Annotated in this window: 26 protein-coding genes and 1 pseudogene; 19 read left to right on the plus strand and 8 right to left on the minus strand. The window is 69.5% G+C overall.

Annotation, left to right across the window (positions count from 1 at the left end; all coding sequences use genetic code 11):
- The first annotated feature begins 157 nt into the window (after window positions 1–157).
- Genes AB0J46_RS50235 through AB0J46_RS50265 form a run of 7 tightly spaced genes read left to right on the plus strand, consistent with a single transcriptional unit; the run spans window position 158 to window position 6,796 of the window.
- Entirely contained in the window at window positions 158–463 is a 306-nt protein-coding gene (locus AB0J46_RS50235; RefSeq protein ID WP_364344055.1) for an antibiotic biosynthesis monooxygenase, read from the plus strand.
- 14 nt (window positions 464–477) lie between these two features.
- The gene (locus AB0J46_RS50240) at window positions 478–1,416 is read left to right on the plus strand and encodes an alpha/beta hydrolase (protein ID WP_364344058.1); all 939 of its coding nucleotides are present in this window, start codon (window positions 478–480) and stop codon (window positions 1,414–1,416) included.
- Complete coding sequence (locus AB0J46_RS50245) at window positions 1,413–2,024, plus strand: methyltransferase domain-containing protein (RefSeq protein WP_364344061.1); 612 nt, start codon at window positions 1,413–1,415, stop codon at window positions 2,022–2,024. The genes AB0J46_RS50240 and AB0J46_RS50245 overlap by 4 nt, the downstream gene beginning before the upstream one ends.
- Complete coding sequence (locus tag AB0J46_RS50250; RefSeq protein ID WP_364344064.1) at window positions 2,025–3,224, plus strand: low temperature requirement protein A; 1,200 nt, start codon at window positions 2,025–2,027, stop codon at window positions 3,222–3,224. It abuts the gene before it with no gap.
- Between the two features lie 19 nt (window positions 3,225–3,243).
- Window positions 3,244–3,786 (plus strand): 2Fe-2S iron-sulfur cluster-binding protein, encoded by a 543-nt coding sequence (locus AB0J46_RS50255; RefSeq protein ID WP_364344067.1) that lies wholly within the window; start codon window positions 3,244–3,246, stop codon window positions 3,784–3,786.
- Window positions 3,783–4,742 carry a xanthine dehydrogenase family protein subunit M gene (locus tag AB0J46_RS50260; protein WP_364344070.1) on the plus strand — a complete coding sequence of 320 codons (960 nt, stop codon included), beginning with the start codon at window positions 3,783–3,785 and terminating at the stop codon, window positions 4,740–4,742. Before AB0J46_RS50255 ends, AB0J46_RS50260 begins: the two co-directional genes overlap by 4 nt.
- Window positions 4,739–6,796, plus strand: coding sequence for a xanthine dehydrogenase family protein molybdopterin-binding subunit (locus tag AB0J46_RS50265; protein ID WP_364344073.1), 2,058 nt, complete (start codon window positions 4,739–4,741; stop codon window positions 6,794–6,796). Before AB0J46_RS50260 ends, AB0J46_RS50265 begins: the two co-directional genes overlap by 4 nt.
- On the opposite strand, the gene AB0J46_RS50270 is transcribed toward AB0J46_RS50265, so the two are convergent.
- Together AB0J46_RS50270 and AB0J46_RS50275 are read right to left on the minus strand one after the other, a co-directional pair.
- The gene (locus AB0J46_RS50270) at window positions 6,750–7,661 is read right to left on the minus strand and encodes an AraC family transcriptional regulator (protein WP_364344076.1); all 912 of its coding nucleotides are present in this window, start codon (window positions 7,659–7,661) and stop codon (window positions 6,750–6,752) included. The two genes, AB0J46_RS50265 and AB0J46_RS50270, sit on opposite strands and share 47 nt — an antisense overlap.
- A 153-nt stretch (window positions 7,662–7,814) precedes the next feature.
- Window positions 7,815–8,483, minus strand: a complete 669-nt coding sequence (locus AB0J46_RS50275) for a hypothetical protein (RefSeq protein ID WP_364344079.1) — start codon at window positions 8,481–8,483, stop codon at window positions 7,815–7,817.
- 266 nt (window positions 8,484–8,749) lie between these two features.
- On the opposite strand from AB0J46_RS50275, the gene AB0J46_RS50280 reads away from it, so the two are divergent.
- The 4 genes from AB0J46_RS50280 (at window position 8,750) to AB0J46_RS50295 (ending at window position 11,276) form a co-directional block, all read left to right on the plus strand.
- Window positions 8,750–9,655: an NmrA family NAD(P)-binding protein gene (locus AB0J46_RS50280; RefSeq protein WP_364344082.1), complete on the plus strand. Its 906-nt coding sequence runs from the start codon at window positions 8,750–8,752 to the stop codon at window positions 9,653–9,655.
- Between the two features lie 241 nt (window positions 9,656–9,896).
- Window positions 9,897–10,376: an enoyl-CoA hydratase/isomerase family protein gene (locus AB0J46_RS50285; protein ID WP_364344085.1), complete on the plus strand. Its 480-nt coding sequence runs from the start codon at window positions 9,897–9,899 to the stop codon at window positions 10,374–10,376.
- Complete coding sequence (locus tag AB0J46_RS50290; protein ID WP_364344127.1) at window positions 10,319–10,480, plus strand: hypothetical protein; 162 nt, start codon at window positions 10,319–10,321, stop codon at window positions 10,478–10,480. The genes AB0J46_RS50285 and AB0J46_RS50290 overlap by 58 nt, the downstream gene beginning before the upstream one ends.
- Before the next feature lie 349 nt (window positions 10,481–10,829).
- Window positions 10,830–11,276 carry a hypothetical protein gene (locus AB0J46_RS50295; RefSeq protein ID WP_364344088.1) on the plus strand — a complete coding sequence of 149 codons (447 nt, stop codon included), beginning with the start codon at window positions 10,830–10,832 and terminating at the stop codon, window positions 11,274–11,276.
- A gap of 30 nt (window positions 11,277–11,306) precedes the next feature.
- On the opposite strand, the gene AB0J46_RS50300 is transcribed toward AB0J46_RS50295, so the two are convergent.
- Window positions 11,307–13,142: an IS481 family transposase gene (locus tag AB0J46_RS50300; protein WP_364344130.1), complete on the minus strand. Its 1,836-nt coding sequence runs from the start codon at window positions 13,140–13,142 to the stop codon at window positions 11,307–11,309.
- Window positions 13,143–13,477: 335 nt separating this feature from the next.
- Between AB0J46_RS50300 and AB0J46_RS50305 the strand changes: the two genes are divergently transcribed.
- The gene (locus tag AB0J46_RS50305) at window positions 13,478–14,119 is read left to right on the plus strand and encodes a flavodoxin (protein WP_364344091.1); all 642 of its coding nucleotides are present in this window, start codon (window positions 13,478–13,480) and stop codon (window positions 14,117–14,119) included.
- Window positions 14,120–14,205: 86 nt separating this feature from the next.
- Here AB0J46_RS50305 and AB0J46_RS50310 read toward each other — a convergent pair whose 3' ends face one another.
- On the minus strand, window positions 14,206–15,072 hold the full coding sequence (locus AB0J46_RS50310) for a recombinase family protein (RefSeq protein ID WP_364344094.1): 867 nt from the start codon (window positions 15,070–15,072) through the stop codon (window positions 14,206–14,208).
- Window positions 15,073–15,380: 308 nt separating this feature from the next.
- Entirely contained in the window at window positions 15,381–16,358 is a 978-nt protein-coding gene (locus AB0J46_RS50315) for a formylglycine-generating enzyme family protein (RefSeq protein ID WP_364344097.1), read from the minus strand.
- 67 nt (window positions 16,359–16,425) lie between these two features.
- Here AB0J46_RS50315 and AB0J46_RS50320 point away from each other — a divergent pair, with 67 nt between their 5' ends.
- The 5 genes from AB0J46_RS50320 to AB0J46_RS50340 all read left to right on the plus strand — a co-directional run bounded on the left by AB0J46_RS50320 (window position 16,426) and on the right by AB0J46_RS50340 (window position 23,297).
- On the plus strand, window positions 16,426–16,983 hold the full coding sequence (locus AB0J46_RS50320) for a PadR family transcriptional regulator (protein WP_364344100.1): 558 nt from the start codon (window positions 16,426–16,428) through the stop codon (window positions 16,981–16,983).
- Complete coding sequence (locus AB0J46_RS50325; protein WP_364344103.1) at window positions 16,980–18,734, plus strand: sulfatase; 1,755 nt, start codon at window positions 16,980–16,982, stop codon at window positions 18,732–18,734. The genes AB0J46_RS50320 and AB0J46_RS50325 overlap by 4 nt, the downstream gene beginning before the upstream one ends.
- Before the next feature lie 78 nt (window positions 18,735–18,812).
- On the plus strand, window positions 18,813–20,132 hold the full coding sequence (locus AB0J46_RS50330) for an MFS transporter (protein WP_364344106.1): 1,320 nt from the start codon (window positions 18,813–18,815) through the stop codon (window positions 20,130–20,132).
- Window positions 20,129–20,938 (plus strand): alpha/beta hydrolase, encoded by an 810-nt coding sequence (locus AB0J46_RS50335; RefSeq protein WP_364344109.1) that lies wholly within the window; start codon window positions 20,129–20,131, stop codon window positions 20,936–20,938. Before AB0J46_RS50330 ends, AB0J46_RS50335 begins: the two co-directional genes overlap by 4 nt.
- A 1,021-nt stretch (window positions 20,939–21,959) precedes the next feature.
- Complete coding sequence (locus AB0J46_RS50340; protein ID WP_364344112.1) at window positions 21,960–23,297, plus strand: multicopper oxidase domain-containing protein; 1,338 nt, start codon at window positions 21,960–21,962, stop codon at window positions 23,295–23,297.
- A gap of 67 nt (window positions 23,298–23,364) precedes the next feature.
- Here AB0J46_RS50340 and AB0J46_RS50345 read toward each other — a convergent pair.
- A pseudogene (locus AB0J46_RS50345) lies at window positions 23,365–23,697 on the minus strand (transposase); the annotation flags it as partial.
- Window positions 23,698–24,186: 489 nt separating this feature from the next.
- Window positions 24,187–24,918 (minus strand): hypothetical protein, encoded by a 732-nt coding sequence (locus tag AB0J46_RS50350; protein ID WP_364344115.1) that lies wholly within the window; start codon window positions 24,916–24,918, stop codon window positions 24,187–24,189.
- Between the two features lie 117 nt (window positions 24,919–25,035).
- Here AB0J46_RS50350 and AB0J46_RS50355 point away from each other — a divergent pair, with 117 nt between their 5' ends.
- Window positions 25,036–25,158, plus strand: coding sequence for a hypothetical protein (locus AB0J46_RS50355; protein ID WP_364344118.1), 123 nt, complete (start codon window positions 25,036–25,038; stop codon window positions 25,156–25,158).
- A gap of 37 nt (window positions 25,159–25,195) precedes the next feature.
- Here AB0J46_RS50355 and AB0J46_RS50360 read toward each other — a convergent pair whose 3' ends face one another.
- Complete coding sequence (locus AB0J46_RS50360) at window positions 25,196–25,399, minus strand: hypothetical protein (RefSeq protein WP_364344121.1); 204 nt, start codon at window positions 25,397–25,399, stop codon at window positions 25,196–25,198.
- A 165-nt stretch (window positions 25,400–25,564) separates the two neighbouring features.
- Between AB0J46_RS50360 and AB0J46_RS50365 the strand changes: the two genes are divergently transcribed.
- The gene (locus tag AB0J46_RS50365) at window positions 25,565–26,638 is read left to right on the plus strand and encodes a glycosyl hydrolase family 18 protein (protein ID WP_364344124.1); all 1,074 of its coding nucleotides are present in this window, start codon (window positions 25,565–25,567) and stop codon (window positions 26,636–26,638) included.
- Window positions 26,639–26,920: the final 282 nt, after the last annotated feature.

Here is a 26,920-nt window from a genome sequence, read left to right on the forward strand (position 1 = left end):
GCCCGAGCCGCGCATCTGTCAAATGACCTAACCGCATCGGCGGTTAGGTCATCGGCCGCGATGGGCGTCCGAGGCGGGAGTCGGATGACTGATGTGGCGGCTGCCGGGCGGCGCCCACAGTTGGCTGCGACAGGCACCACCCGTGAGGAGTGATCCCATGACCATCAGCCACGGCTTCCACGCCGCCATGACCGCGCAGCCGGGCAGGGGCGACGACCTGGTCGCGGCCCTGCTCGACGCGCCGTCCCTGCCGAACGAGGACTGCGTCGTCTTCCTGGTCGGCCGTTCGGCCGGCGATCCGGACACCGTTTACGTCACCGAGGGCTGGGTCAGCCGGGAGGCCCACGCCCGGTTCTTCGCGACCAGGCAGGCCCAGGCGTTCGCCGCGGCCCTCCAGCCGCTGCTGGCCGCCGAGGCGCGGTACGCCGACGAGATCCCCGTCGGCGGCAAGGCCGTCCTGTGAACGAGGAGACCACCATGCCCCGTCCCGGCCTCGACCCCGAACTACGCGCGTTCCTCGCCGGCCTGCCTCCCATGCCCGAGCTCGACGCGGAGGTGCTCGCCGAGCTGCGCAGGCTACCGTCCACGCCGGTCGACGCGCTCCTCCGGGGCCGCGCCGCCGGCCACCGCGAGATCACCGCCCCGGTCCCGATGTCGATCTTCACCTCGGCCCGGACCAGTGACGCGCCGGCCCCGTGCGTCTACTGGGTCCACGGCGGCGGCATGGTCATGGGAGACCGCTTCTCGCAGATCGACATCCCCCTGGACTGGCTCGACCTGTTCGGTGCCGCCGTCGTCTCCGTGGAGTATCGGCTGGCGCCGGAGGCCACCGGCACGATCCCGGTCGAGGACTGCTACCAGGGCCTGCTCTGGGTCGCCGAGCACGCCGGCGAGCTGGGCATCGACCCGAGCCGGATCATCGTTGCGGGAGTCAGCGCCGGCGGTGGCCTGGCCGCCGGGCTCACCCTGATGGCCCGCGACCGGGGCGGGCCGCCGATCGCCGGGCAGGTGCTGATCTGTCCCATGCTCGATCACCGCAACGACACCACCGCCAGCCGCCAGTACTCCGGCGCGCCCGGAGTCTGGACCCGCGAGATGAACGCGTTCGGCTGGCGGTCGCTCATCGGCGGCGGCGAGGTGTCCGGCTACCTGTCGCCCGCGATCGCCGACGACCTGTCCGGCCTGCCGACCACCTACGTCGACGCAGGGACGGCGGAGGTGTTCCGCGACGAGGACGTCGCGTTCGCCACCCGGATCTGGGCCGCGGGCGGCCAGGCGGAGCTGCACGTCTGGGCGGGCGGCTTTCACGGCTTCGACGCGCTGTGCCCCGGGGCTCGGGTCTCGGTCGCGGCCCGGCGTACCAGGAACGACTGGCTCGCACGGGTGCTGGGCACGTCTTCCGGAGCCGTCCGGTGAGCGCCCACGACCGCGCCGCGTTCCTGCACGAGTTCGCGCGCGCCCCCTTCACCGTCGGCGCGGTCGCACCGAGCGGCGAGCCGCTGGCCGACCTGATCACCTCGCCTGTCACACGTGACGGTGACCCGCTGGTCGTCGAGGTCGGTCCGGGCACGGGCGCGTTCACCGCGGCGATCCAGCGCCGGCTCGGCGGCCGTGGCCGTCACCTGGCCGTCGAGGTCAACGAGCGGTTCGCGCGGCGTCTCGCCACCCGGTACCCGCGGATCGACGTCGCCGTGGCCGACGCCCGGGACCTGGGCGAGGTGCTCGCGGCGCGCGGCCACCACCGCGCGGACGTCATCGTGAGCGGACTGCCCTGGGCGGCGTTCACCGCTGACCGCCAGCACGACCTGCTCGACGCCCTCACCGGCGCCCTCGCCCCGCACGGCGCGTTCACCACGTTCGCGTACGCGCACACCCGGTGGACGCCGCCGGCCCGGCGGTTACGGCGGTCCCTGGGCGGCCTGTTCGAGGAGGTCGTGGTCAGCCGGACGGTGTGGGCCAACGTGCCGCCCGCGTTCGTCTACTTCTGTCGGCGGCCCCGTGTCCCGGCCCTGGCCGTCGATTAGATGCGCCGGCAGACTTCGCCGGCCGGCGAGGACCACCGGGCGACGCCCTTCGAGTTGTTCTTCGACCTCGTCTACGTCTTCGCGATCACGCAGCTCACCGGCTCCATGGCACGCGAGCGCGACGCCGACGGCGTGTTCCGGGGGCTGCTGATGCTGGCGCTGCTGTGGGGCACCTGGTCCGGCTACACCTGGCTGGGCAACCATTCCCGGGCGGACGGCGGTCTGCTGCGGGGCGGGATGGTCGTCGCGATGGCGGCGATGTTCGTGGTCGGCCTGACCATCCCGGAGGCGTGGGACGGCGGGCCGGGCGCCTTCGTGCTGGTGGGCGCGTACCTGGTGGTGCGCTGGGTGCATCTCGTGGTCTTCGCCGTGGCCGCGGACGGTGACACCGGGCTGCGCCGTCAGATCGCGATCACCTGGCTGCCCATGACGGCCGGCGCGGCGCTCCTGGTGTCCGGGACGCTGCTGGGCAACCGCACGCAGGTGCTGTTGTTCACGATCGCCCTGGTGGTGGACTGGGTCGGCATCTATCTCACGGCCAGGAACGGCCACTGGCGGCTGCGCAGCCCGGCGCACCTGACCGAGCGGCACGGGTTGTTCCTGATCCTGGCCATCGGCGAGTCGGTCGTCGCAGTCGGTGCCGGGGCCGCGGGACGGCCCGTCAACGCGGCGCTGCTGCTCGCGGCCGTCCTCGGCATCGCCGTCGCGGTGTGCTTGTGGTGGCTGTACTTCGACGTGGTGGCGGGCGCGGCAGCGCGCAGACTCGGCCGCGTACGTGACAAGGAGCAGGTGGTCCTGGCCGTCGAGGCCTACACCTATGGGCACTTCCCCATCATCGCCGGCGTCCTGCTCACCGCCCTGGGCATCGAGGGGGTGGTGGCGCACGCCGGTGAGGGTGAGCCCTTGGGCGTATTCTCCGCGCTCGCGCTCCATGGCGGTGTCGCGCTCTACCTCGTCGGACATCTGCTGTTCAGGCTCCGGATGCATCACACGCTCGGCCGCCGTCGACCGGCCGCGGCCTGCGCCGTCCTTGCCGCCACCCCGGCCACTTCGGTCCTCCCGTCGCCGGCCGGGCTGGTCGGTGTGGTGGCCGTCCTGGCTGCTCTGATCGCCGTCGAGAGTGCCCGCGGTGCAAGCAGGAATGGGCAAGGACGCGCCAGTCTTGTGGATCGTCCGCCCGCCGCAGAACTGATTACGTAGCCCCGAGAGAGGAAGGGCGATGACAGACCAGCACCGCAGTGTGATCTCGCTCCAGGTCAACGGCGTGCCGCACCGGCTGGACGTCGACAACCGCACGACCTTGCTGGACGCGTTGCGCGAGGACCTCGGCCACACCGGTCCCAAGAAGGGCTGCGACCAGGGCCAGTGCGGCGCGTGCACCGTGCTCCTCGACGGTCGGCGGCTGGTCTCCTGCCTGACGTTGGCGGTGGCCGCCGAGGGCGCCGAGGTCACGACCGTCGAGGGACTGGCCGATGACGGCGAACTGCTGCCGCTTCAGCGGGCGTTCGTCGAGCTCGACGGCTTCCAGTGTGGATATTGCACGTCCGGGCAGCTCTGCTCGGCTGTCGGGATGCTGGCCGAGCACGCGGCGGGCTGGCCCAGCGCGGTCACCGCCGACGTGTCCCCGGACGGCCCCGCGCCGGTGCTGGACGCGGCGGAGGTGCGGGAGCGGATGAGCGGCAACCTGTGCCGCTGCGGCGCTTACCCGTCCATCGTCCGGGCCGTGCTGGAGACGGCTGCCGAGAAGGAGAGCGCGGGATGAGGGAGTTCGCCTACGAGCGCGCGGCGGACGTCCGTGACGCGCTGATCGCGGCCGGCGGCGGCGCCCGGTACCTGGGTGGGGGCACCAATCTCGTCGATCTGATGAAGGCGGGGGTGGAGGCGCCCACGAGGCTGGTCGACGTACGGCGGCTGCCGCTCGCCGGCGTCGCCGAGGCGCCGGACGGCGGGCTGGTCGTCGGCGCCACGACGACCAACAGCGACCTCGCCGCCCACCCCGAGGTACGGCGGCGCTATCCGGCGCTGAGCCAGGCGGTGCTGGCCGGCGCGTCCGGTCAGCTGCGCAACATGGCCACGGTGGGCGGCAACCTGCTGCAGCGGACCCGGTGCGCCTACTTCGCCACGCAGGTGTGCAACAAGCGGGTCCCCGGCACGGGTTGTCCCGCGATCGCCGGTGAGCACCACAACCACGCCATCCTCGGCTGGACCCGGAGCTGCGCGGCCACTCATCCCTCCGACATGGCGGTCGCGCTGCTGGCGTTCGACGCGGTCGTGCGGTACGAGACGCTCGACGGCCCCGGGGAGATCCCGCTGGCGGAGTTCTATTTGCCGGTCGGGGACACGCCGGACCGCGAGACGGCGCTGCCGCCGGGAGCGTTGGTCACGGCGGTGGTCCTGCCGGGGAGCGCGGTGTCCCCGCGCTCGCGCTACCGGAAGGTCCGCGAGCGCGCGTCCTACGCCTTCGCCACCGTCTCCGTCGCGGCGGCGCTCGACCCGGACGAGGGCTCGGTGCGCATCGCTCTCGGCGGGGTCGCGTCGCGGCCCTGGCGCGCCGGGACCGCCGAGGCGTTCCTGCTGGACGCGCCCCTGTCGGCCGAGGCGTTCCGGGCCGCCGCCGATGCCGAGCTCGCCGCCGCCGAACCGCTGCCGGGCAACGGTTACAAGGTGCGGCTGGCCGGCAATCTCATCGAGACCGTCCTTGAGGAGCTCCTGCCATGACGAACGCGGTCGGGGCGGCGCGGCCGCGGATCGAGGGCCGGGCCAAGGTCACCGGCGCCGCCCTTTACGCCGCCGACGTGCCGATGCCGGGCCTGGCCTTCGGCGTGGTCGTCCTGGCTGCCGTGTCCCGGGGCCGCATCAGGGACGTCGGCGTCTCCGCCGTCCAGGACATGGACGGCGTGCTGGGCGTGATCGACCACCGGAACGCGCCCCGCCTCGACCTGGAGGCGGGCGGCTTCTTCGGCCCGGACGGCCAACTACAGCTGCTGCAGGACGAGGTGATCCCCTTCGCCGGCCGGCCCGTCGCGCTCGTCGTGGCCGAGACGCTTGAGCAGGCCCGGGCGGCGGCCGAGGCGCTGCCGGTGACCTACGACGAGGAGCCGCACGACACGGTCTTCTCCGCCGATCACCCGGCGAGCCGTCCGGCGGTGGCGATCTTCGACGAACCCGTGGACGTCGGCGACGTGGAGGTGGAACTGGCCGCGTCCTCGGTGGTGGTCGAGGGGCGGTACCGCACTCCCGAGGAGCACTGCAGCGCGATGGAACCGCACTCGGCGACCGCCTGGTGGGAGGGAGGGCGGCTGGAGGCGATCGACTCCGACCAGGCGCCGTTCTCCATATCCCGCACTCTGGCCACGCTGTTCTCGTTGCACCCGGACCTGGTACGCGTCCGCACCGAGCACGTCGGCGGCGGCTTCGGCTCCAAGGGGCTCTGCGGTCCGCAACTGATCCTGGCGACGATGGCCGCGCTGCTGTTCGGCCGGCCCGTACGGGTCACGCTCACCCGTCCCCAGGTGTTCCTGGCGACCGCGATGCGGCCCGCGACCGACCAGCGGATCCGGATCGGCGCCGACGCGGACGGCCGCCTGCGGGCGATCCACCACGAGGCGGCGTTCGAGATCTCGCCGCTGGTGGAATACCTGGAGGGCTGCACCGAGCTCACCAAGACGCTCTACGCGGCGCGGGCGATCCGTACCCGGCTCAGCGCGGTCCCGCTCGACATCCTGCCGCCGTACTCGATGCGGGGGCCGGGGGCCGCGCCCGGGTCGTTCGCCCTCGAATCGGCCATGGACGAGCTGGCGGAGCGGCTGGGCGTGGATCCGCTCGACCTGCGGCTGCGCAACGAGCCGAAGGTCGGTCCGGTGTCCGGGCTGCCGTTCAGCAGCCGCAACCTGGTCGCGTGCCTGCGTGAAGGCGCCCGCAGGTTCGGCTGGGACACCCGCGATCACCGGCCGCGGCGGCGGCGGGAGGGAGCGCTGCTGGCCGGCACGGGGCTGGCCGCGACGTCGTTCAGCGCCGGTGCGTTCCCGTCGTCGGCCACGATCACCGCCGAGCCGGACGGGACCTTCACCGTGGCCATCGGCGCCACCGACCTCGGCACCGGCGCGCGCACCGCGCTGACCGCGATCGCCGCCGACGCGCTGGCGGTCGGCACGGACCGGATCCGGCTGCGGATCTCCGACAGCGGCCTCGGTCCCGCGTGGGGCGCGGGCGGTTCCCGGGGGACCACGTCCTGGGGGTGGGCGATCATCGAGGCCGCGGAGAAGCTGCGCGCCCAGGGCTGCCGCGGTACGGTCACGGCCGACACCACGGGGTCGCTCGGCGGGTTACCGGCACGGGAACGGCATTCGTTCAGCGCCGTGTTCGCCGAGGTGACCGTCGATCCGATGACGGGCGAGGTGCGCGTACGCCGGCTGCTCGGGATGTTCGCCGTGGGCCGCGTGGTCAACCCGCTGATGGCCCGCAGCCAGGTCGTCGGCGGGATGATCGGCGGGCTCTCCATGGCGCTGCACGAGGAGGGCCTGCGCGATCCGGTCTCCGGCCAGCACGTCAACGCGGACTTCGCCGGGTACCACATCGCCGCGCACGCCGACGTGCCCGACATCGAGGCCGATTTCGTACCCGACCACGAGCCCGGCATCCCCATGGGCGTCAAGGGCGCCGGCGAGATCGGCAACGTCGGCACGGCCGCCGCGATCGCGAACGCCGTCTGGCACGCCACCGGGGTCAGGCAGAGATCCCTGCCGATCCGTCTCGATCGCGTGCTGGAGTGAGGCGCCCGGCGTCCTGGCTCGGCGGCATGCCGAACTGGCGACGGTACTCGCGGCTGAACTGCGACGGGCTGGAGTAGCCGACACGACGGCTGACCCCGGCCACGTCGCCCGGGGCCGCGGCGAGCTGGAGCCGCGCCTGCTGGAGGCGGATCTGCTTCTGGAACTGGATCGGGCTCATCGCGGTGACGGCCTGGAAGTTGCGGTGGAAGGCCGAGACGCTCATCCCCGCCAGTCCGGCCACGTCCTCGACGGCGAAGGGCTGCGCGTAGTGGTCGCGGATCCACTGCACCGCGCGGGCGACGTGGCTGAGGCTGCTGTCGGGAAGCCCGAACTGGCGCACGATCGCGCCCTGGTCGCCGGTGATCAGCCTCCACAGGATCTCCCGTTTGACCAGCGGCGCGAGGACGGTGATGTCACCGGGCCGGTCGAGCAGGCGCAGCAGGCGGACGACGGCGTCGAGGAGCTCGGCGGAGGCGGTGCTGACCGCCAGGCCGGGCGGCGCGTCGTCACCCAGATGCGGCAGGTCGTCCGGGTCCGCCTGCAGCAACACCTCCGCGATTGCCGCCGGATGCAGGGTGAGCCCGACCCCGAGCCCGGGGCGTTCCGCGCCGGCTTCCGCGAAATGGGCGGTCACCGGCAGGTCGATCGAGGCGACGAGGTACTGCCCTTCGCGGTACTCGTACAGGCGGTCGCCCAGCGCGAACCGTTTCGTGCCCTGAGCGACGAGCGCCAGCACCTTGCCATAGGTCGTCGGCGTCGGGGGCCGGGGGCGCTCGGCCTTGAAGATCAGGACGTCCTCGATGGGCGTGCCGAGATCAGGCCGAGCGTGGCGGTTGAGGAGGTCGCGCAGCTCGTCGAGGGCCATGATCCCATCCAAACACCGCGCGAGCTCCGGCGACAACCAGGCCGAAGCTTCAGGGATGTCGCATCGACGACGGGACGGTGCGCGAGCCCGAATCCGAGCAGGTGGGAACGATCAGCCGCGCCATCTGAACGAGGTGGAACGGCGGCTCTTCTCCTACGCCGATCGGCTCTGCGCGCTCGTCTCCAAAGGAAGGTAGTCGTCGACTCTGAAGAGATGCACTCGAGGCATGGAAAGCGTCCCTGCCCCGGTCTTCATCATGGGCCCGGTGACGATGACACGGAGCTTGAGGTCATGCGCTTCCACCGCGGTGTGGTAGGCGTCCCCTCTCAAGACTATCTTGACGGGCCGGACCCGGTTACCGACCAGGGCCTTCACCTTGACGACGCCTTCTTCGTCGTCCGGATCCCGATCGAGGGAGCTGACGAACCCGTAGATGACGGTGTCCTCCACTCTGACATGGTCACGAAGGAGGTGGCCGATCTCTCTGATGGCTCCTGCTGCTTCCGTCGGGAACTCGACGGTGTCACCGCCCGCCCGCGGCGGGGCCGCCGTCAGGGCCCATTGGAAGGTGATGTCCAGGTCACTGCCATTCGGCGCGGAGACCATCGCCGCCAGGGCGGCGCACGCGTCGGCCGACAATCCGGCGACGACTGCACGGTTCAGATCTTCCTTCGGCGGTATCCGTTCTCTGACGACGGCCAGCTCGTGTATCTCACGCAGGACGTCGGCCATGATGCCGGTGACGCGCCTCGGGAAGTAGTTGATCTCCGATTGGACGTCGATCAACGGTTCCTGGTCGCCCTCGATGATCACGGGCTTCATGACACCGATCGGACTGACGATGGGGATGATGAAGCTGCCTTCCCGTGTGTGTCCCATACCGACGCAGGGGTGAGACAGGCGACCGGCCGTCAGCGGGGCAGATGTCGGCCGCTGCGAGAGCGCGCCGCCCCTCTCAGCCTCCTGGCTCATCCGACTCAAGCGGGGTACACCTGCCGTGGGATCACATTGCGCGATTCCGTCACACCCACAGGCCCGTGCGATCGCACCTTCGCACAGATGATCAACCACCAGGAAGAGATCGACCGATGGCCGTCAGCAACCTTGTTCTCATCGCCGGGGCCGGCGACGTCGGCCGCACGGTCCTGGACCAGTTGCGCGCGCAGGACGTGCCGGTACGCGCAATGGTTCACCGGGACGATGACCGTGCCGCGGACCTGCGTGCGCGGGGCGCGGAGGTGGTCGTCGGCGATCTGACCCGACCGGAGACCGTCGCCGCCGCGCTGGAAGGAGCCGGGCGGATGTACTTCGCGATGCCCGTGTCGCCGGACCACCTGCTGGCGGCAACCGTGGTGGCCACCGTGGCGAAGGCGCAAGGGGAACTGACGGGCCTGGTCGACATGTCGCAGATGACGGTGTCGCAGATGACCGCCACCAGCACTGCCGAGTCGCACCAGCAGCGGCTGCACTGGCTGGCGGAGCAGGTGTTCGACTGGTCCGGCCTGCCGGTGGTGCACATCCGGCCGACGTCGTTCCTGGACAATCCGCTGTTCACCACACTGGCGGCACGGTCGATCCGGGAGAACGGCACGATCGAGCTGCCGTTCGGCACCGGGCGCACCTCGCCGATCGCCGTGGACGACGTCGCCCGGGTGGTCGCCACCGTGCTGCGCGATCCCGTTCCGCACGTGGGGCACGTCTACGAGCTGACCGGGCCGCGCACGGTCGACATGACGGAGATGGCCGAGGAGTTCTCGCGGGCCTTGGGGCGTACCGTGTCCTACCTGGACGTCCCCCTGGACCGATGGCGGGCCGAGGTGCTTGCCAAGGCGGGCCTGCCGCCGCACACCGAGGAGCACATCGCCACCATGGCCCGGCTGCACCACGAGAACCGTTACGACCGCGCCTCCGACGACGTCGAACGGGTGACCGGCGCGCCGGCCGGGACGATCGAGGCGTTCGTGGCCGCTCGCCGGGACTTCTACCTGGGCTGAACCGCCCGCAAGGTCGTCACCTCGCGCGACGTCCTGACCTCGCTCGTCTCGTCGCCCAGTGGCCGGCCAGGTCAGGACCAGGGGTCGCCACGGGCGCGAGACATGGCGACGGCACGCGATCGTGAACACGTCAGTTCCCCACCACACCCAGTTCGAGGCGCCGTCGCAGGACACCGTGGACTCGTCCCGGCACAACTTGCCGGCCCGGCCGCCTCGGATCCCATTGCTCACAGGAGACGTCATGGCCTTCTCCTTCGCCACGATCCGGACCCGGCTGGAGGATGGCGTACTTTCCGCCACCCTCGATGCCGGCCCACTCAACCTCCTAGGCGCCGACCTGGTCCGCGACCTGGTCACGCTCGTGGACACGCTGCACACCGACCCCGGTGACGTGCGCGTCGTCGTCATCGACAGCGCCTCCCCGGATTACTTCTCCGCGCATGTGGACCTCGCGGCGGTCCCGCAGTACACGGCGGAGGCGGCGAAGGCCGGCGGTCCCGGCGACGCCTCACTGGGGATGCTCCTGCACAAGCTGGCACACGTCCCGGTGATCACCATTGCCAAGGTGAGGGGCCGGGCCCGCGGGGGTGGCAACGAACTCGCCCTCGCCTGCGACATGATCTTCGCCTCGCGCGAGAGGGAGACCCGACCCGCGCCATCCCCCTGCACGAACGCACCCTCACCGACTGCGAGCGGGTCCTCGGCCCCGACCACCCCATAACTCGCATCGTGCGAGGCAATCTCGAGATCGCGCGGAACGCACCTGCCCGGACGTCGTCAACAGGATGGAGACGGTGGCTTTCGGAACGACTGCGGAGCCGTTGATCGTGAAGAGGCGAGCGCCCTCTTCAATTAACCATCAGCCCCGTTTGGGGCTCATGACAGTCTAATTACCACCACCCCAAGTAGCGGCTCGTCGGAGCCATAGGAGTTCCGGGCCTCTGCCGCACACTCGCAGCACGAGGCGGTTCCTCAAAGCAACCCGCCAAGTTACTCATGGGTACCGCCAACGGCTGTCCACAGGCTCCTCAACCCCGGAAAAGGACACTGCGCCTGCCGATAATTACATCCGCCCAGGTCAGGGCACTGTGAGGGTTTTGTGCGGCGTACGCGAGCGCCGGTCACCCGGGAGACGGAAGCACGTACGGCCGGATGATCCGCTGTGCTCCTACGCTTGGCCTACCTGACCGTCACGAACGCGTTCACCGCGCTGCGGTTGCTCCCCATGGGCGATCGAGACAAGGACATCGAGATCCTCGCGCTGCGCCACCAGATCACCGTCCTTGAACGCCAACTCGGGGCCGACACCAGAGTGCGATTCGCGCCCGAGGACCGAGCCTTCCTTGCTGCTCTCCTGACCTCGCTGCCCCACGGGGTCCTGCGCCGGCTGCGGCTGCTCACCCGCCCGGACACCGTCTTGCGCTGGCATCGCGATCTGATGAAACGGCGTCGCGCTCGTACCTGTCGGCCGAAGCGGCCTGGCCGCCCACCCACCGTCCGCTCGATCCGTGCCCTCATCCTGCGCCTGGTTCGGGAGAACCCTGGCTGGGGCTACCGACGGGTGCATGGTGAGCTCACCACCCTCGGTATCAAGGTCTGTCTGGTCTCACTTGATGCTTGACGCTTTGGCATCGGATGATGCTTGACACTCCTAGCCAATCTTTCGCTTCTTAGTATGCGCCTGGGACTTGATCCGAGTGATCTCCTGGGTGGTGGTTCGGGGCACGACGCGGATGGGCTCGCCGTTGTCGTGCACGGTGATGTGGGTGTCGTCCACGGTCACGTCCAAGATCTTGCGGGCGTGTACCCGTCCGACCTGGATCTTTTGGCCGACGACCTGGAAGTGGCCGCGGCTGCAGACCACACGCTGGACGGTGACAGGCTCGGTCGGAGAGGTGGGCGCTGCTCCGGCGGGCCGGGCGTTGCGCAGGGTGAGGCATTCTGCGAGCGGCAGCGGGCAGGGCACGGCGCGCAGCAGCAGGCGATCCTCGTCCATGACGCGGGCGGTGACACCGTCCAGGCGCACGAGGACACGCCGACCGGCCAGGTGAGCACCGACGCACAAGGCCCGACTGGCCAGGCTGATGGTGCCGGTCGAGCTGACCTGCCGGTCCACCTCGACGGCGCTCGCCTCGATCGGCGGTTCGCCGGCGGGCTCGTCCGGTGCCGGGCGGGCTTGGCCAGAGGCGAGCAGCGCGGCCAGGTCCTTGACGGTCAGCCGGGCGGCCACGCTCTTGAGCCGCCCACCGCCGGTGGTGAACACATGCAGCCGCTGCGTACTGATCCACAAAGTAATCGGCAGGCCCGCCCGATCAGGACCGAGCCAGAGCTGCTGGCCACCGATCGACAGGTTCCCCGAGGCGGGCACGATCCGATCGACCTCGATCGCCTGGCGCGACAGCGGATCGACCGAGGCCCTCAGAACGGGCGCAGGCCGTCCGGGCTTATCACAACGGTCGCCGGCCGGAACCGGGAGATCCGCGGGCGCCGGAGCGGCTCCCGGAGCCGAAGCGGTCACCGTGCTCAAAGCGGCGGGCAGATGCAACGGTAGTTCCCGCTCTGCCCGCAGTTGCCCGGGGCTGCGATCGGCGAAGAACCGGTCGGCGGGGAAGGCCATGTCCAGCGCCTGGTGCGGCCGGGCGGTGTTGTAATGCTCGGCGAACGCGTCCATCTCGCTTTGCGCGGCCTCGATCGAGGCGAACGGCAGCGCCTGCTCCAGCAGCTCGCGGCGCACGCTCTGATGGAACCGCTCGATCTTGCCGGTGGTGGTCGGGGTGCGCGGCGCGGTGTGACGCAGCTTGATGCCGTTCTCCCGGCAGACCCGCTCGAACAGCACCTCACCCGCCTTCGGACCGCCGAACCGGCCGGTGAACTGCTTGCCGTTGTCCGTCAGCACCTCAAGCGGCACCCCATAGACGCGCATCGCCGCGGCGAACGCGGCACACACCATCCGCCCGGTCGGCCGGACCACCACCGAGGCGATCACACAGAACCGGGAGTGATCGTCCACCCCGGTGATCAGCTTGGCCTCGCTGCCGTCGGCCAGCAGCAGCCCGCCCATGATGTCCATCTGCCACAGCTGCATCGGCCCCGACCGCTCCCACCGGCGGTAATCCTCACGCCGGCGCCGCCGGGCGACCGGCTCGACCAGCCCGTTACGCACCAGGACCCGGTAGATACTTGCCCGCGACGGCAACGGCTCCACCCCGCGCCGGCCCAGCTCCCACAACAGCGTGCGCGGCCCCCACCGCGGATGCGCACGCCGCAGCTCACAGATCAACGCCTCGATCACCGGCGGGGTCTGCATCGGGTGAGCCTTCGGCCGATGCGACCGATCGGCCAGCCCCGCCAGGCCGCCATCCTGATACCGCCGCACCCAGCCATGCACCGACTGCCGCGACACCCCATACCGTCCGGCCACGTCGGTGACCTTCGCCCCAGACAACACCTCGATCACCGCGTGATAGCGCTGCTCCACGACACTCAACTCCACCAATGCCACCCGAGCCTCCCCCGAAGCGTCGATAACGCCACGAGCAGGCTCAGATAACGATCAAGGTGTCAAGCATCAAGCGAGGCCAGAGTGTCAACCATCAAGCGAGACAGGACACTCGGTATCAAGGTCGCGCCGTCCACAGTGTGGGAGATCCTCAAGCAGGCAGGGCTTAATCCGGCGCCCGAGCGGGCGTCCACCACGTAGGCCGACTTCCTACGCTCCCAAGCCGACGCCCTGCCGGCCTGTGATTTCATCGAACCATCACCTTCAACGGGCAGCGCCAGTAGATCCTGGCCATCATCAAGCACACCACCAGACGCATCCGCGTGCTCGGCACCACCGCTCATCCGAGCGCCTGCGGCGGCGGCCCGTCACCGGCACCCACGTCGGCCGCCGAGCCGGCCTCGCAACCGGTAAGCGCGCCGCCCTCCGCGGCGGCGGGCCGCACGGTCCTGCCGGTCTACTTCTCCCGGCCCGGCGAGAACTACCACTACGGCGGCCGCCGCACCCTCAAGACCGGCAACACCGAGGTCCTCGCCCAGATGATCAGCGAGCGTCTGGACTGCGACACCTACCGCATCCAGCCCGCCGCCCCCTACCCCGACGACTACGAGCAGACCGTCGCCCGCAACGTCCAAGAGCAGGACGCCGACGCTCGCCCCGCCATCGCCGGCGCCCTGCCCGATCTCGGCCTATACCGGGTTGTGCTGCTGGCCAGCCCTATCTGGAACGTCCGCGCACCCGTGATCATGACGACGTTCACCGACCGGTTCGACTTCACCGGCAAGACCATCCGCCCCCTCACCACCTTCGCCATGAGCGGCCTGGGCACCACCGAAGCCGACTACGCCGCCTCCTGCCCCGGCGCCACCCTCGGCGAAGGCCTGGCCGTACGGGGTGAAACCGTCGCTGACGCCGGCCCCGACGTCGACGCCTGGCTCCGCCGTACCGGCCTGCCCCGCACATAACCCCTTGTCTGGGCGGCTGGGGACGCGTTCGGTTGGCGAGCGGAAGGCGGTCAGAGCGGTCAGGCAAGCGCGCCGGGAGCGGCGTCCTAGGCCAGCACCCGATAGACGCTGGCCAGCGACGGGTGGCGGCCCTTGTTCTTGCCGGCGGGGATGACCAGTTTGGCCGCGATCCCCGGCACCGACACGCCTCGCGCGCGCAGGCTGCGGGCGTAGGCCGCCATGTCGTCGTCGAACACCTTCGGTCGGCCGCCGTGACGCCCGCGCTCGCGTGCCGAGGCCTGGCCCTCCAGCGACTTCTCCCGGATGTACTCACGTTCAGACTCGGCCATCCCGGCGAAGAACGCGAACAACGCGGCCCCGTGCCCGCTCGGGTCGTACACGCCCTGCAGTGGGCCGGTGAGCAACTCCAACTGGATATCGGCCCGCCGCAGCTGTTCGGCGATGGTCAGCAGCTCGGCCGCGCCCCGCCCCAAGCGCTTCATCTCATGCACGGTGAAGATCACCCGCTGATGCGGGACCGCCGTCTCGATGGTGCGGGCGAAGTCCATCGCCTTGGTGAACTCCGGCCGCACCTTCACGCGCGTGCTGATCTTCTCCGAGAAGATCGACTCACACCCCGCTAGGCGCAGGGCGTCGATCTGGCTCTGCAGCTCCTGCTGCGCAGTACTGCATCGGGCGTAACCGACCCGGGTGGGCGTGGCCCTGGCCCGGGTGGCATGGGTATCGGTGGTCTCGCGCGCCGGGCCCGTCACCCATGGCCCGCCGGGACCGCGGTCGGCGGGCGTCCTCACCTCCAGCTCTGCCCGCAGGTGCGGCACCAGCATGAAGCGCGGCGTGTGGTACTTCGGCGCGACCTTGCCGCCCCGGGTCCGGCAGGCGCTTCCCGCGGGCACCTTGCACGTCGGGCAATCGAAGCCTTCGACCGCGGCCGCCGGATCGGCAAGATCACACATGTCGCAGAACCTACCGCGCGCTGTTGTGAGAACACGGTTTTGCGAGAGGTTATGAGAACGACGTGCGAGGACGAACCGGACACCGTCTGGCGGGTCGGCACGGCGTGTCAGAACTCGTCATTTCTGAGAACACTCAGAGTAGTCATTGTCACAGAGAGCTACTTTTGGGGCTCGTCGCACGAACCCGAGTGGGCCCCGAGTTGTGCGGAGGGCCACCCGGCGCTACGAGAACGGCCGGCATGCGGGAGTCGACAGGCTGCCGGTACGCATGGCAAACGCGGTGACGGCGCGTCGCCGCTGACCGCCCATCACCCCGATGCCGGGAAGCTTTGCCCAGCGCTCGTCCTACCCCGGTCAGGCCCGCCGCCCAGGGCGGCCACGGTTCGGAAGCCGCAGTTCCCGCTGCTGGAGGCCGGGGTGTTGGCCGAGCGAGCGGCGACGCGGTAGCGGTTGCAGTAGGAGTCGTGGCAGAGGTAGGACCCACCCCTGATCACCCGGCGGTCCCCCGCCTGGGGGCCGCGGGGATCGACCGAAGGTGACTCTTCGTAGTAGGTCGCACCGAACCAGTCGGCACACCATTCCCAAACATTTCCCGTCATCTCATACAGGCCGAAGCCGTTGGGCGGGTACGAGCGAACGGGAGCGGTCGCCAGCCAGCCGTCCTCTGCCGTGTTGTCGGAGGGGAAGCGCCCCTGCCAGATGTTGCACATCCACGCGCCCCCCGGGTTCAGCTCCTCCCCCCACGCGAAGCGCTGCCCTGCCAGGCCGCCGCGCGCCGCGTACTCCCATTCGGCCTCGGTGGGCAGCCGCCTGCCCGCCCACGCGCAGTACGCGGCGGCGTCGTCCCACGACACGTGGACCACGGGGTGATCGGGCTCGGCTCGTGACAGCGGCCCGAAGGGGTGACGCCAGTCCGCGCCGCAGACCACGACCCACCACGGCACCGCCGGATCGATCCCCAGCACGTCGTGGCGCGAGGCAGCCAGGGCGAGGCGGAAGACGGAGGACGCGCCCGCGCGTTCGGCCTCGGTGCGGTATCCGGTGTCGCTGACGAAGGCCGCGAACATCTCCACCGTGACCGCGGTGACGTCGACGCGGAAGGGCTCCAGCCGTACCTCATGGACGGGAGTCTCGCCGTCGGCGGGATAGCCCTCGCCGTGGGCGTCACCCATGAGGAAGGACCCGCCGGGAAGCGGCACGTCGTCGTGCGCGACCGGGGCGACCGACGGGGTCACGGGCGTCGGGGGCCGCGGCGCGTCACCGGTGGAGGGGCTGCAACAGGTCATTGACGGCTCCATGGGCAGAGTATATGAATCAACTCACATAAGTGCATCCGCACATAGGAGATAGTCGGTGAGATTCGAGTTCGTCCTGCTCGCTCTGCTGAGCATGCGCCCCTACAGCGGCTACGACCTGCGCAAATGGGTCGAGACCGAGGGCCAGTTCGTGCGCTCGCGCGCACACCACAGCCAGATCTACCGGCTGCTCAGCCGGATGGTGACGGACGGCTGGGTGGAGTTCGAGGTGGACCCGCGCGAGGGCAGACCGGACGCGAAGGTCTACCGCCTCACCCCTCGGGGGCGCGAGGTCCTGATGCAGTGGGTGCGCTCGCCGTACGAGCCGACCAGCCGCTTCCAGGACGCCGACTTCCTGACCCGCTTCGGCTTCACGGTGGCGCTGGACCGCCAGGCGGCACTCCGGATGATCGACACCGAGCTCGGCTACCGGCGTGCGCAGATCACCCGCAACCGTGACCGCGGCCGGACGATGCGCTTCGAGGATCCGCTGCCCGAACTGGACCAGGAGCTGGCCCAGGCGACCTTCGACCGCCTGCACGAGTACGGCGCGGCCGGGGTGGACCGGTGGGTGGCATGGCTGGAGGAGACCAAGACATGGCTGGAGGCCAGATGAGAGCGATCATGGTGATGTTCGACAGCCTGAACAGGCACATGTTGCCGCCCTACGGAGGTGACTGGACGCACGCGCCGAATTTCGCCCGCCTGGCGGAGCGCGCCGCGACGTTCGACAACTGCTACGCGGGATCGCTGCCATGCATGCCCGCGCGCAGGGAGCTCCACACGGGACGCTACAACTTCCTGCACCGCAGCTGGGGCCCGCTGGAGCCGTTCGACGACTCGATGCCGGAGCTGCTCGGCCAGCACGGCGTCTACACACATCTGGTCAGCGACCACTACCACTACTGGGAGGACGGCGGCGCGACCTATCACAACCGCTACACCACCTGGGAGTTCTTCCGCGGCCAGGAGGGCGACCCCTGGAAGGGCCACGTGGCCGATCCGGAGATGCCCGAGGACGTCAAGCGCATGCGCCGCGACGGCTACCGGCAGGACTGGATCAACCGCCAGTACATGGACACCGTGGAACGCCACTCGCAGACGCGCACCTTCGACGCGGGACTGGAGTTCATCCGCACCAACGCCGACCAGGAGCGCTGGTTCCTGCAGATCGAGACCTTCGACCCGCACGAGCCGTTCTTCAGCCACCAGCGGTTCAAGGACCTCTACCCGCACGACTACGACGGCCCGCACTTCGACTGGCCCGACTACAAGCGCGTCACCGAGACCCCTGACCAGGTGCGGCACGCCCGGTACGAGTACGCGGCGCTGCTGTCGATGTGCGACCACTCGCTCGGCCGCGTGCTCGACCTCATGGACGAACTGGACCTGTGGGACGACACGCTGCTCATCGTCAACACCGACCACGGCTTCATGCTCGGCGAGAAGAACTGGTGGGCCAAGTGGGTGCAGCCCTGGTACAACGAGCTCGTGCGGCTGCCGCTGTTCGTCTGGGACCCCCGCACCCGGTCCGCCGGCGAGCGCCGCGAAGCCCTCGTGCAGACCATCGACCTGGCGCCCACCCTGCTCGACTACTTCGGCGTGGAGATCCCCGACGCCATGCAGGGCCTGCCGCTGCAGGCTGGCCCGGTACGGCAGGCCGGCCTGTTCGGCGCGCACGGCGGCCACGTCAACGTCACCGACGGCCGCTACGTCTACATGCGCGCCCCCGCCACGGCGGACAACGCGCCCCTGCTGGAGCACACGCTCATGCCCACCCACATGCGCGGCCGCTTCTCCCCCGCCGAGCTGGCCGACATGGAGCTGGCCGAGCCGTTCCCCTTCACCAAGGGCGTGCGGACCGTGCGCGTGCCGGGCCGGAGCTTCATCAACCCCTTCCACATGGGCACGCTCCTGTTCGACCTGGAGACCGACCCCGAGCAGCTCGAACCGATCGTCGACGACGAGGTGGAGCTGCGGATGGCCGCGCTGCTCGTCGAGGCGATGCGGGCCAACGACGCCCCGCCCAGCCAGTTCGAGCGGCTCGGCCTGCCGGAGACGGGCGAGCTCACCGCCGACCACCTGCTCGTGCGCGCCCAGCGCGCGCAGGCCACGAGCTTCGCCGCGCCGCTCCCCACCCCGCAGGAGTTCCCCGAGGGCAGGCTGTCGGTGCGTGACCCGCTCAGGACGCTGATCGCTGATCCGCAGGCCGCCGACGTGCTGGCCAGGCATCTGCCGGGGATCGTCGACAGCGAGATCCTGCAGTTGGTGGCCGGGACGCCGCTGCTCGACCTGGCCGCCATGGCCGGCGGCTCGTTCCCCCCGGCGAAGGTCCGGGCCATCGCCGAAGAGCTCGCCAAGCTCTGACTCTGCCGCTGGTGGCGGGGCGGCATCCCCGCCACCAGCTTCAACACCCTCTCCTCCCACACAGAAAGAGGTGGCGTCATGTCCAAGAATATCGAGGACGCGCCCATCATCATCCGGGGTCGCTGGCGGCAGTTATCGCTGCTCGGCGGAGCCATGCTCGTCGACAGCACGGAGGCCAGCCTGGCCTCGGCGCTCTTCCCCGTCATCAGGCAGGCGCTCGGGCTCTCCCTCGGCGCGCTCGGCGTCCTCACCGCAGCCGGCAAGATCGTGGGCGCGTTCAGCGGCCCGCTGTGGGTCTGGGCCGCCCGGCGCTGGTCGCGGCGGGCCGTACTGGCCGTCTCCATCGGCCTGTGGGGCGTCTGGGGCATCGCCGCGGGCTTCTCCCAGAACTTCGCCCAGCTACTGATCTTCTTCACCATCCTGGCAGCGGGATACGCCGCGGCCCACCCCATCGTCACCGAGATCATCGGCGATCTGTTCGACCAAGCCTCCCGCGGCCGCGCCGTCGGTCTCCTGTACGGTGTGCTCGCCCTGGTGGCCTCCGTCCTCGGGCCGATCAAGGGGCAGCTCGCCAACGTCGACGACGGCTGGCGGTGGGGCCTGTGGGGCATCGGCGCCTTCAACATGCTGCTCGGAGCGGCCATCTGGCTCTGGTTCCGCGACCCGGGCCGTGGCGCGACCGAGCCCCGGCTGGCCGGGCTGGACGCGCGTACCCGCGAAGGAGAGCTCACCTGGAGCCGCGCCCTGTCCCTGCTGCGCATCCCCAGCTTCCTCATCCTGCTGGGGTCCCGGCTGCTGTCCGGGCATCTGCTCCTCGGAGTCTTCGCCGTGGTCTTCCTCGTCGACGTCTACGGCTACACCACCGCCGTCGCCTCGGTCGTGCTCTTGCCGTACGGCGTGGGCTACTTCCTCGGCAACTTCGCCGGCGGCTTCATGGCCGACTGGGCGGTACGGCGGAGCCCGCGTCACGGCCTCGTCGCGGTCCTGCAGGGCGCCCAGTTCGGCTTCGCGGCGGCCGCGTTCATCGGCACCCAGTTCGACCTGGGCTCCATCGCGCTCTTCTCGGTCTTCTTCGCGCTGATGGGCGGCATGCAGGGCGTCAACCCCGGCATCAACCGGCCGATGGTCATGGCCATCACCCCGCCCGAGCTGCGCGGGTCGGCCTTCACCGTCTATATCAACATCTTCGAGGCCATCGCCTGGGCCGTCTTCAGCCTCGGCGCGGGCTTCCTCGGCGACGTGATCGGGCTCCAGGTGGTCTTCCTCTGGGTGCTCGTGATCCTGATGCTGGCAAACGGCGCCTTTCTCAGCCTGCTCTACCGGACGTACACGCCCGACGCGGAACGCGTCCAGCAGGAGCTGCAGGCCCGGCGTGAGCAGGCGGTGCAGGACGCATGATCAGCCGCATCGTGACCACCGCCCTCCTCCTGCTGACCGGCTTCCCCGTCGAGACCAGCTACACCGCCCCCGGCCCCTGGGCCGTGACCACCGCCCAGGTCGGCACCGCGTACCGCCTGCACTACCCGGCCGACCTCGGCGCGGGCGGCTTCCGCCACCCCGTCGTCACCTGGGGCAACGGCACCAACACCACGCCCGAGGATTTCCCCGGAATCTTGAACCAGCTCGCCTCCTGGGGATTCGTCGTCATCGCCGCCACCTCGGGCTCGACCGGCTCCGGCACCGAGATGCTCGCCGGCGTCCGTCTGCTGGAGGACGCCGACGCCGATCCCGCCAGCGTGTTCCACGGCAAGCTCGACCTGACCAGGGTCGGCGCGATCGGTTCCTCCCAGGGCGCCATGGGCGCGATCAACGCCGCGAACCACTCCGGCGGCCTGATCAGGGCGGTCGTCGCCGTCTCCCTGCCCGCCCCCTGGGCCGCCGCCACCATCGGCGAGATGCACGTGGAGGAGCTCACCTGCCCGGTCTTCTTCGCCAGCGGTGGCCGCGACCTGCTGCTGTCGCCCTACCGGGCCGTCCAGGCGTACTACGACAGCGTCCCCGGACCTGCCGCCATGGCGATACTCAAGGACGGCTCCCACACCATGATCAAGGGTGCGGGGAGCGGGCCTCTCGGATACGTGACGGCGTGGCTCATGTACACGCTCCAGGACAACCCCGAGGCTCGTACGGCCTTCGTCGGCTCCCCGCCCGAGCTCGACACCAACACCGCCTGGGAGAGGAGTGCCCAGAAGAACCTGCAGTGACGGACGATGTCGCCGCGACTGCCGAGCGGTATTGCCATGTTGTGACCCATACGTACCGCTCCCGAACATAACTCTGGCCTTCGGGCGGTCGCAGCAATCTGAGTGGAGGGCCTAGCCGAGCCGCACGAACGCGGCAGCCGCGATCTTCGAGTGTTGCAGTAAGGCCCGGAGCAGTAGACCACCACCGGGGCCGCCCGATCCGGCGCCACCTGCCCGGCCAGCTCGGCCGACACCTGGTCGGGCACGTTGCGCGCGCGGGAATGTGCTCGGTGGGGAAGGCATCGGCCGGCAGGGCCTCCACCAACTGCACGGCCCCAGCCTGCAGCGCGAGCAGGTCCTCCCGAGTGATGCGGTCCACCACAGTCTTCTTTCCTTCAGATCGCGGCGGCCGCCAGCGCGGCGGCGCTCACGTACCCGGCCAGCGTCTGCCGGTACCGGGTGGCGGCCTTCTCCAGCACGCCATGCTCGGCGTCGGACAGGCGCAGGTTGACCCGCTTGACGCGCTGCCCCCGGCCGCGTTCGCGGGTCCGCCGGCGGCGTGCCGAGTGCGTCGATCATGGGTCACGATTCTGTCAGGCTGCGCCGGTGGGCTCAGGTTGTGGGCTGCCTGGCGTCGGCTCCGCCAGCTATGGCTCACAGCCACGCTGCTTGCCGAGGTCCGCGCAGCGATCGTCGCAGAGGGCTGGATCGCGCTCCCCGCGCTGCCGAAGATTCGTGATCAGTGATGATCACTGCCCGGGACTTAACAGTTGCAGCTGAGGCTGTCAGTGTTCGCTTCTTGTTGTCTGTGTCACCAAAGGTCTGGTCGAAGAGATCATCATCACGACCCTCGCCGCGTCGGCCGTCGCCAAACCCCGCGATTCATAGCGAACAGGGATAGATCGCTAAAGTTTCGACCGTGCATCGACGTAAGTTCCTCACGGTCGCAGCTCTGTCCGGCCTGGCAGCGGCCTGTAGCTCCGGTTCCGACGCCAGTTCCTCGTCTCCGGCGGCCGCACTCGATTTCGGCAATGCCCTGCGGGTGCCCCCGCTGCTTCACCCCGAGCCCGACAAGCACGGCGTACGGCGCTTCGAACTGTCCATGCAGGCCAGCCGGACGCAGATCCTGGCCGGCAAACAGACGCCCACCTGGGGCTTCAACGGGACGTTCCTCGGACCGACACTGCGCGCCAGCCGTGGTGACAAGGTCGAGATGGCCGTACGCAATCAGCTACCCGAGGTCAGCACCGTGCACTGGCACGGTATGCGCCTGCCGGCCCGGATGGACGGCGGTCCGCACCAGCCCATCGAGCCAGGCGCCATCTGGACGCCGCACTGGACGATCGACCAGCCCGCGGCAACCTCGTGGTACCATCCGCACCCCCACGGCACGACGGCTCAGCACGTCTACCGCGGCCTGGCCGGGATGTTCATCCTCGACGACGACCTCGATCTCGATCTGCCCGCCGACTACGGCGTCGACGACTTCCCGCTGATCCTGCAGGACAAGAAGTTCGCCGCCGACGGCTCCTTCGACGGCGACCCGCTCAAGGGCACCTTCGGCATCCTGGGCGACCACATCCTCGTCAACGGCACCTACAACCCCTACCTGACCGTCACCACCGAGCGCGTACGTTTCCGCGTGCTCAACGGCTCCAATGCCCGGATGTACAACCTTGCCTTCGCCGACAAACGCCGCTTCCACATCATCGCCAACGACAGCGGCCTGCTCAGGGCGCCGGCCGAGGTTGAGGCGTTCTCACTCACCCCCGGCGAGCGCGCGGAGATCATCGTGGCCTTCGCACCCGGCGAGCAGGTGGTACTGCACACCACCGACAACGGCGTCGACATCGGCAAGGGCGACTTCGACCTGCTGAAGCTCACCGCCGCCAACGACCTCAAGCCGAGTCCTGACGTCCCCGCCCGCCTGGCCTCCCTGACTCCCATCACCGCACCCGCCGGCGCCAAGGTGCGCCGCTTCAAGCTCAGCGGTCACGACGCCATCAACGGCAAAGAGATGGACATGGCGCGCATCGACGAGGTCGTGCCCGCCGGCGCCATCGAGATCTGGGAGATCGAGAACAACGTCTACTCCCACAACTTCCACATCCACGAGGTCGCCTTCCAGGTGCTGGAGGTGGACGGCGCCGCGCCGCCCGCCTACGCCACCGGCCACAAGGACACCGTCTACGTGCCCTCCAAGAGCGTCGTACGGCTCGCGGTCCAGTTCGGCGACTTCAGCGACGCTGCCTCGCCGTACATGTACCACTGCCACATCCTCCGCCACGAAGACTCCGGCATGATGGGGCAATTCGTGATCGTCAACCCCGGTACTGAGAGCCAGGTGAACCTCACCATCCCCACCCACACGGGACACTGAGCAATCCGGACCACGGGTATCCGACCCGGCTCAAGGCGGGTCGGCGAAAGGTCCGCACTCATCACCGGCTGCCGCTGTATTGCCGCTGTACCCCGGCCGAACGGGCGCCCTTCTTGAGGAACCAGGTCTCATCCACGATCAGCACACCGCCGGAGCCGAGCCGGTCGACAGCGAACGAGCGCACGTCATCACGCACGACCTCGGCGTCCCAGCGGGCGGTGCGCAGCAGCCGCTGCAGCGCCTGCGGGCCGTTGTCGGCGGCGTGTTCGGCCAGGTTCCAGCAGTTCTTGCGGTCGATGTCGGCAAGCAGCCCGCGCACGTAAGCGGTCGCGGCCCTGCGTGGTTCAACGCGGCCGAACCGACCGGCGATCCGGGCCGTCAGCTCATTGAAGATGACCATCCAGCCATCAGGGGTCTACGCTGTGGCCCGCGGCCACAGCACGATTTTTGGTTGTCTTCACAAACCCCGAATGATCACGCGGTGGCCGTCGCCATGTGACCCCGACCCTCGAGATCGCGAGGTGTCACGGATTACAAGGGTGCGACACATATCTTCTTCCCATGGATAGACCATGGAGACTTCGTCCAGCGACGCCGGCCGATGCTGACTGGCTCGCCGACCTCAAGGCCCTCACTATGCGCCCAGACCTGGAACGTCTCGGACTATGGGATCAAGACTGGGCACCTCGTCGATTCCTGGACACGTACATCCCGGCCGGCAACTCCAGCCCCTTGCGATCGTGCGCTGACGGGGGATCGCCAACGCGCCCACCGCAGGAGGGCCCAGGACGGCTGTGACACGGCCCAACTCGGGCCCTCCGCGCGTGCCCCGCTCCCAGGCGATCGGACGCCGGGCTCTCACCCGGCGCCGGCAGTGACGCTCAAGCTGTCAAAGGTGCGGGCATGGCCGTTGATCGGCGGTCCAGGGGCTGGTACTGCGGCGCCGGTATCGCTGATAGAAGCCCTGAGTGTGCGCGTACTGGCCGGTGGTGTACCAGGTCAGGCCCGGGTGGCGGGTCCCCAGCTCGCGCAGGGCCAGCGTGCCGAACCCGCAGCACTGCCACTCAGGCGAGAAACTGATCCTTTTAAGCAGGCCGACTCCACACGGCTCACAGACCCCGTACCGGACACGCCCGAACGAACCCTCTTCACCCGCGGCGATCGAGAACTCATACGACACGGTCGGCCCGTCATCCGCCCCTCGGCGACGGCCCGGCGTGGCCACGGCCCGCGCGATCGCCTCTGCTCGAGCACGGCTGGCCGCCTCGTACAAGCTCCATCCCAGATCGGTGTCCAACTCGGCGATGATGATCTCGCCCCAGCCCGTCACCTCGGCGCTCTCCTGCGCCAGGAAAGCAGCCAGACGGGCCTTCCAAGCCTCAGCGAACAGGGCCGGTCCGCGATGCTCGCCGTCCTGCTCGGCCACTGTCTCCTGGAAGGACTCACGGACGATCGCCTGCATCGCCCCCCGCCGCAGCCGCCGCTCGACATCGCCGTCCCGCGACACGCCCGCGGCCATCCCCCGGATCCGGGCGACCAGGCCGCGCAGCCTCGCCGGCCGCAGGGGCGCCGCTTGCGGCCACGACTCGGGCAGAGGCTTCCACAGCAGGCGCACCAGCATGCCAGCACCGTAACCGGCGGCGAGCTCCCTGCCATGCGGTTTGCCGAGTCGGTGTGGGGTTTCCTGCCTCGGCTGGGGAGGCCAAGGTGCGGCGAGGAGGGCGAGTGTCGTGACCGCGTGCCGATAGCCGACATCACCTGCAGGCTCGGCCAGCGTGAAGCGCAACCGTTTGAGCAGGTGCTCAAGGCCATCCGCGCCCTGCGCGACCCCGACGCGCCCGATGCCGACGACGATGTCTGAAGATCCCTACGATCGAAGCTCAGTGGCTAGTGGTCTGTCACGCAACCTTGGCCGGGTAATTGGTCCAGCTTCTGATCAGTGAACAGGCGGCGAAGTTCGTCTTGGGCTCGGCTCGGGCGTTGCGCCAGCGGACGTAGGCACCGATCGCCGCGTTCTGCTCGTCATGACTGCGGTGGTCGGTGCCGTTCAGCGTGTAGTAGCGCAGCGCGGCGACTCTGATTCGATCCAGTTCAGGGTTCACCGCCGAAGGACAATTACTTGTCCGACATTCGGTGATGGGCCACTAGCTGAGCGCTCATGGCGACGCGAGCCCTTGTGGGACCCGGGTGTGTCCTCCGGGGGAGGGACAGCACCGTGCAGAATTAGTTAACCTCCTTTCCAGTTCCTCGTGAACGGAGGTATCGGCATGCGCCGTCTGGCCGCGCTCGTCTCCTTACTCCTCCCCCTCCTTCTCCTGCCCGTCCCCGCACAGGCCGCTGCGACCCCGCTGCAGGTCTACGGCGCCTGGCACTGCGGTGATGACGCCTGTATCTGGGGCAACGTCCGCAGCACAACAGACTTCGACGCAAAGAACCACTGGCTGATCGACCGGGGAGACGGCCGCCCCTCGGTCAACCTCGTGGTGCTCAGCTTCGTCCACCCGGTCAAGTTGCTGCACAAGACCACCGACACGCAGACCCTCGACGGCGTACCGCGTGGCATGACCGCTGACATCGTGAACTACTTCACCAGCCGCGGAATCCGCGTGATGCTCTCCATCGGCGGCATCACGTACACCACCGCGTGGAACTCCGCCCTGGCGGAGAATGCGGCGCAGTTCGGGCGCAACGCGGCCGAGGTCGCCCAGCGGCTCGGCGTCGGCATAGAGATCGACTACGAGGAGAACAGCAAGCCCGACCTGGCCGGTCTGCAGGCCTTCGTCAACGCCTACCGCTCCGCCCTGCCCTACGACGCGAGCGGTGCGAACCCGGCCGCCCGGCTGACCATCGACCTCGCCGCCGGTGACCGCTGGCTCATCGACATCACCAGGAAGGCCACCGCGGACTGGCTGCGCACCGACACCCCGGTCCTGGACTACGCCAACGCGATGGTGCCCGCCCAGCAGCCCAGGAGCTCCGACGCCATCGCCAACTGGCAGGAGCACATCGACGGCAAGCCCACCTACTCTCCGCCGATCCCGTCACTGGCTCCGGCCAAGTTCACCGGCGCGTTCTACATCGCTGAAGGGAGCAAGGTCCGCCCCGAATGCACGAACTTCAGCACCTCGCTGCAGAAGTCCACGGGATCGTTCGTCCAGACGGCCGCGCCGAAGGGTGCCGGACTCACTTCCGGCATGCTCGGCTACATGTTCTGGGCCGCCGAACGTCCCTCCACAAGGGGCGTGACCACCGCACCTCCGAACTCCTGCGAGGGAGGAGTGGGCGGCGGCGCCACCGCGTACGCCATCCCCCTCCCGATGCCCGCCCTACGGCAAAGCTGACCGCCTCCCGGGACCGGGCCGCCGGTCCCGGGACAGACCAATTACCCGTCCGAGATTCGGTGACGGGCCCCTAGTGTCGTTGCCAGCGCTGTCGAAGCGGGGACGAAACTCAGCAGATAATAAGGAGCGGTCATCGATGACGAACTCAGACCGGCGCCGGACCAGACAACCCGAGGTTGACACGCGCCTAGATGAATGAGTCCAAGGCATAGCTGCGGAGATAGGGCGAGGATGTCCATCCTCGGGTTGTGACGACCGAACTGGACACCCTCGCAACCGCAC

The organism is Nonomuraea sp. NPDC049758, from assembly GCF_040674635.1.
In the GTDB taxonomy this organism is placed as follows: Bacteria; Actinomycetota; Actinomycetes; order Streptosporangiales; family Streptosporangiaceae; genus Nonomuraea.

Bases quoted from the DNA above. Each gene is read 5' to 3' on its own strand.
- AB0J46_RS50275 (WP_364344079.1), bottom strand. From the start codon at position 8,483: ATGAAGCCCGTGATCATCGAGGGCGACCAGGAACCGTTGATCGACGTC.
- AB0J46_RS50240 (WP_364344058.1), top strand. From the start codon at position 478: ATGCCCCGTCCCGGCCTCGACCCCGAACTACGCGCGTTCCTCGCCGGC.
- AB0J46_RS50315 (WP_364344097.1), bottom strand. From the start codon at position 16,358: ATGACCTGTTGCAGCCCCTCCACCGGTGACGCGCCGCGGCCCCCGACG.
- AB0J46_RS50235 (WP_364344055.1), top strand. From the start codon at position 158: ATGACCATCAGCCACGGCTTCCACGCCGCCATGACCGCGCAGCCGGGC.
- AB0J46_RS50260 (WP_364344070.1), top strand. From the start codon at position 3,783: ATGAGGGAGTTCGCCTACGAGCGCGCGGCGGACGTCCGTGACGCGCTG.
- AB0J46_RS50330 (WP_364344106.1), top strand. From the start codon at position 18,813: ATGTCCAAGAATATCGAGGACGCGCCCATCATCATCCGGGGTCGCTGG.
- AB0J46_RS50265 (WP_364344073.1), top strand. From the start codon at position 4,739: ATGACGAACGCGGTCGGGGCGGCGCGGCCGCGGATCGAGGGCCGGGCC.
- AB0J46_RS50350 (WP_364344115.1), bottom strand. From the start codon at position 24,918: ATGCTGGTGCGCCTGCTGTGGAAGCCTCTGCCCGAGTCGTGGCCGCAA.
- AB0J46_RS50280 (WP_364344082.1), top strand. From the start codon at position 8,750: ATGGCCGTCAGCAACCTTGTTCTCATCGCCGGGGCCGGCGACGTCGGC.
- AB0J46_RS50270 (WP_364344076.1), bottom strand. From the start codon at position 7,661: ATGGCCCTCGACGAGCTGCGCGACCTCCTCAACCGCCACGCTCGGCCT.
- AB0J46_RS50310 (WP_364344094.1), bottom strand. From the start codon at position 15,072: ATGTGTGATCTTGCCGATCCGGCGGCCGCGGTCGAAGGCTTCGATTGC.
- AB0J46_RS50255 (WP_364344067.1), top strand. From the start codon at position 3,244: ATGACAGACCAGCACCGCAGTGTGATCTCGCTCCAGGTCAACGGCGTG.
- AB0J46_RS50335 (WP_364344109.1), top strand. From the start codon at position 20,129: ATGATCAGCCGCATCGTGACCACCGCCCTCCTCCTGCTGACCGGCTTC.
- AB0J46_RS50250 (WP_364344064.1), top strand. From the start codon at position 2,025: ATGCGCCGGCAGACTTCGCCGGCCGGCGAGGACCACCGGGCGACGCCC.
- AB0J46_RS50285 (WP_364344085.1), top strand. From the start codon at position 9,897: ATGGCCTTCTCCTTCGCCACGATCCGGACCCGGCTGGAGGATGGCGTA.
- AB0J46_RS50325 (WP_364344103.1), top strand. From the start codon at position 16,980: ATGAGAGCGATCATGGTGATGTTCGACAGCCTGAACAGGCACATGTTG.
- AB0J46_RS50365 (WP_364344124.1), top strand. From the start codon at position 25,565: ATGCGCCGTCTGGCCGCGCTCGTCTCCTTACTCCTCCCCCTCCTTCTC.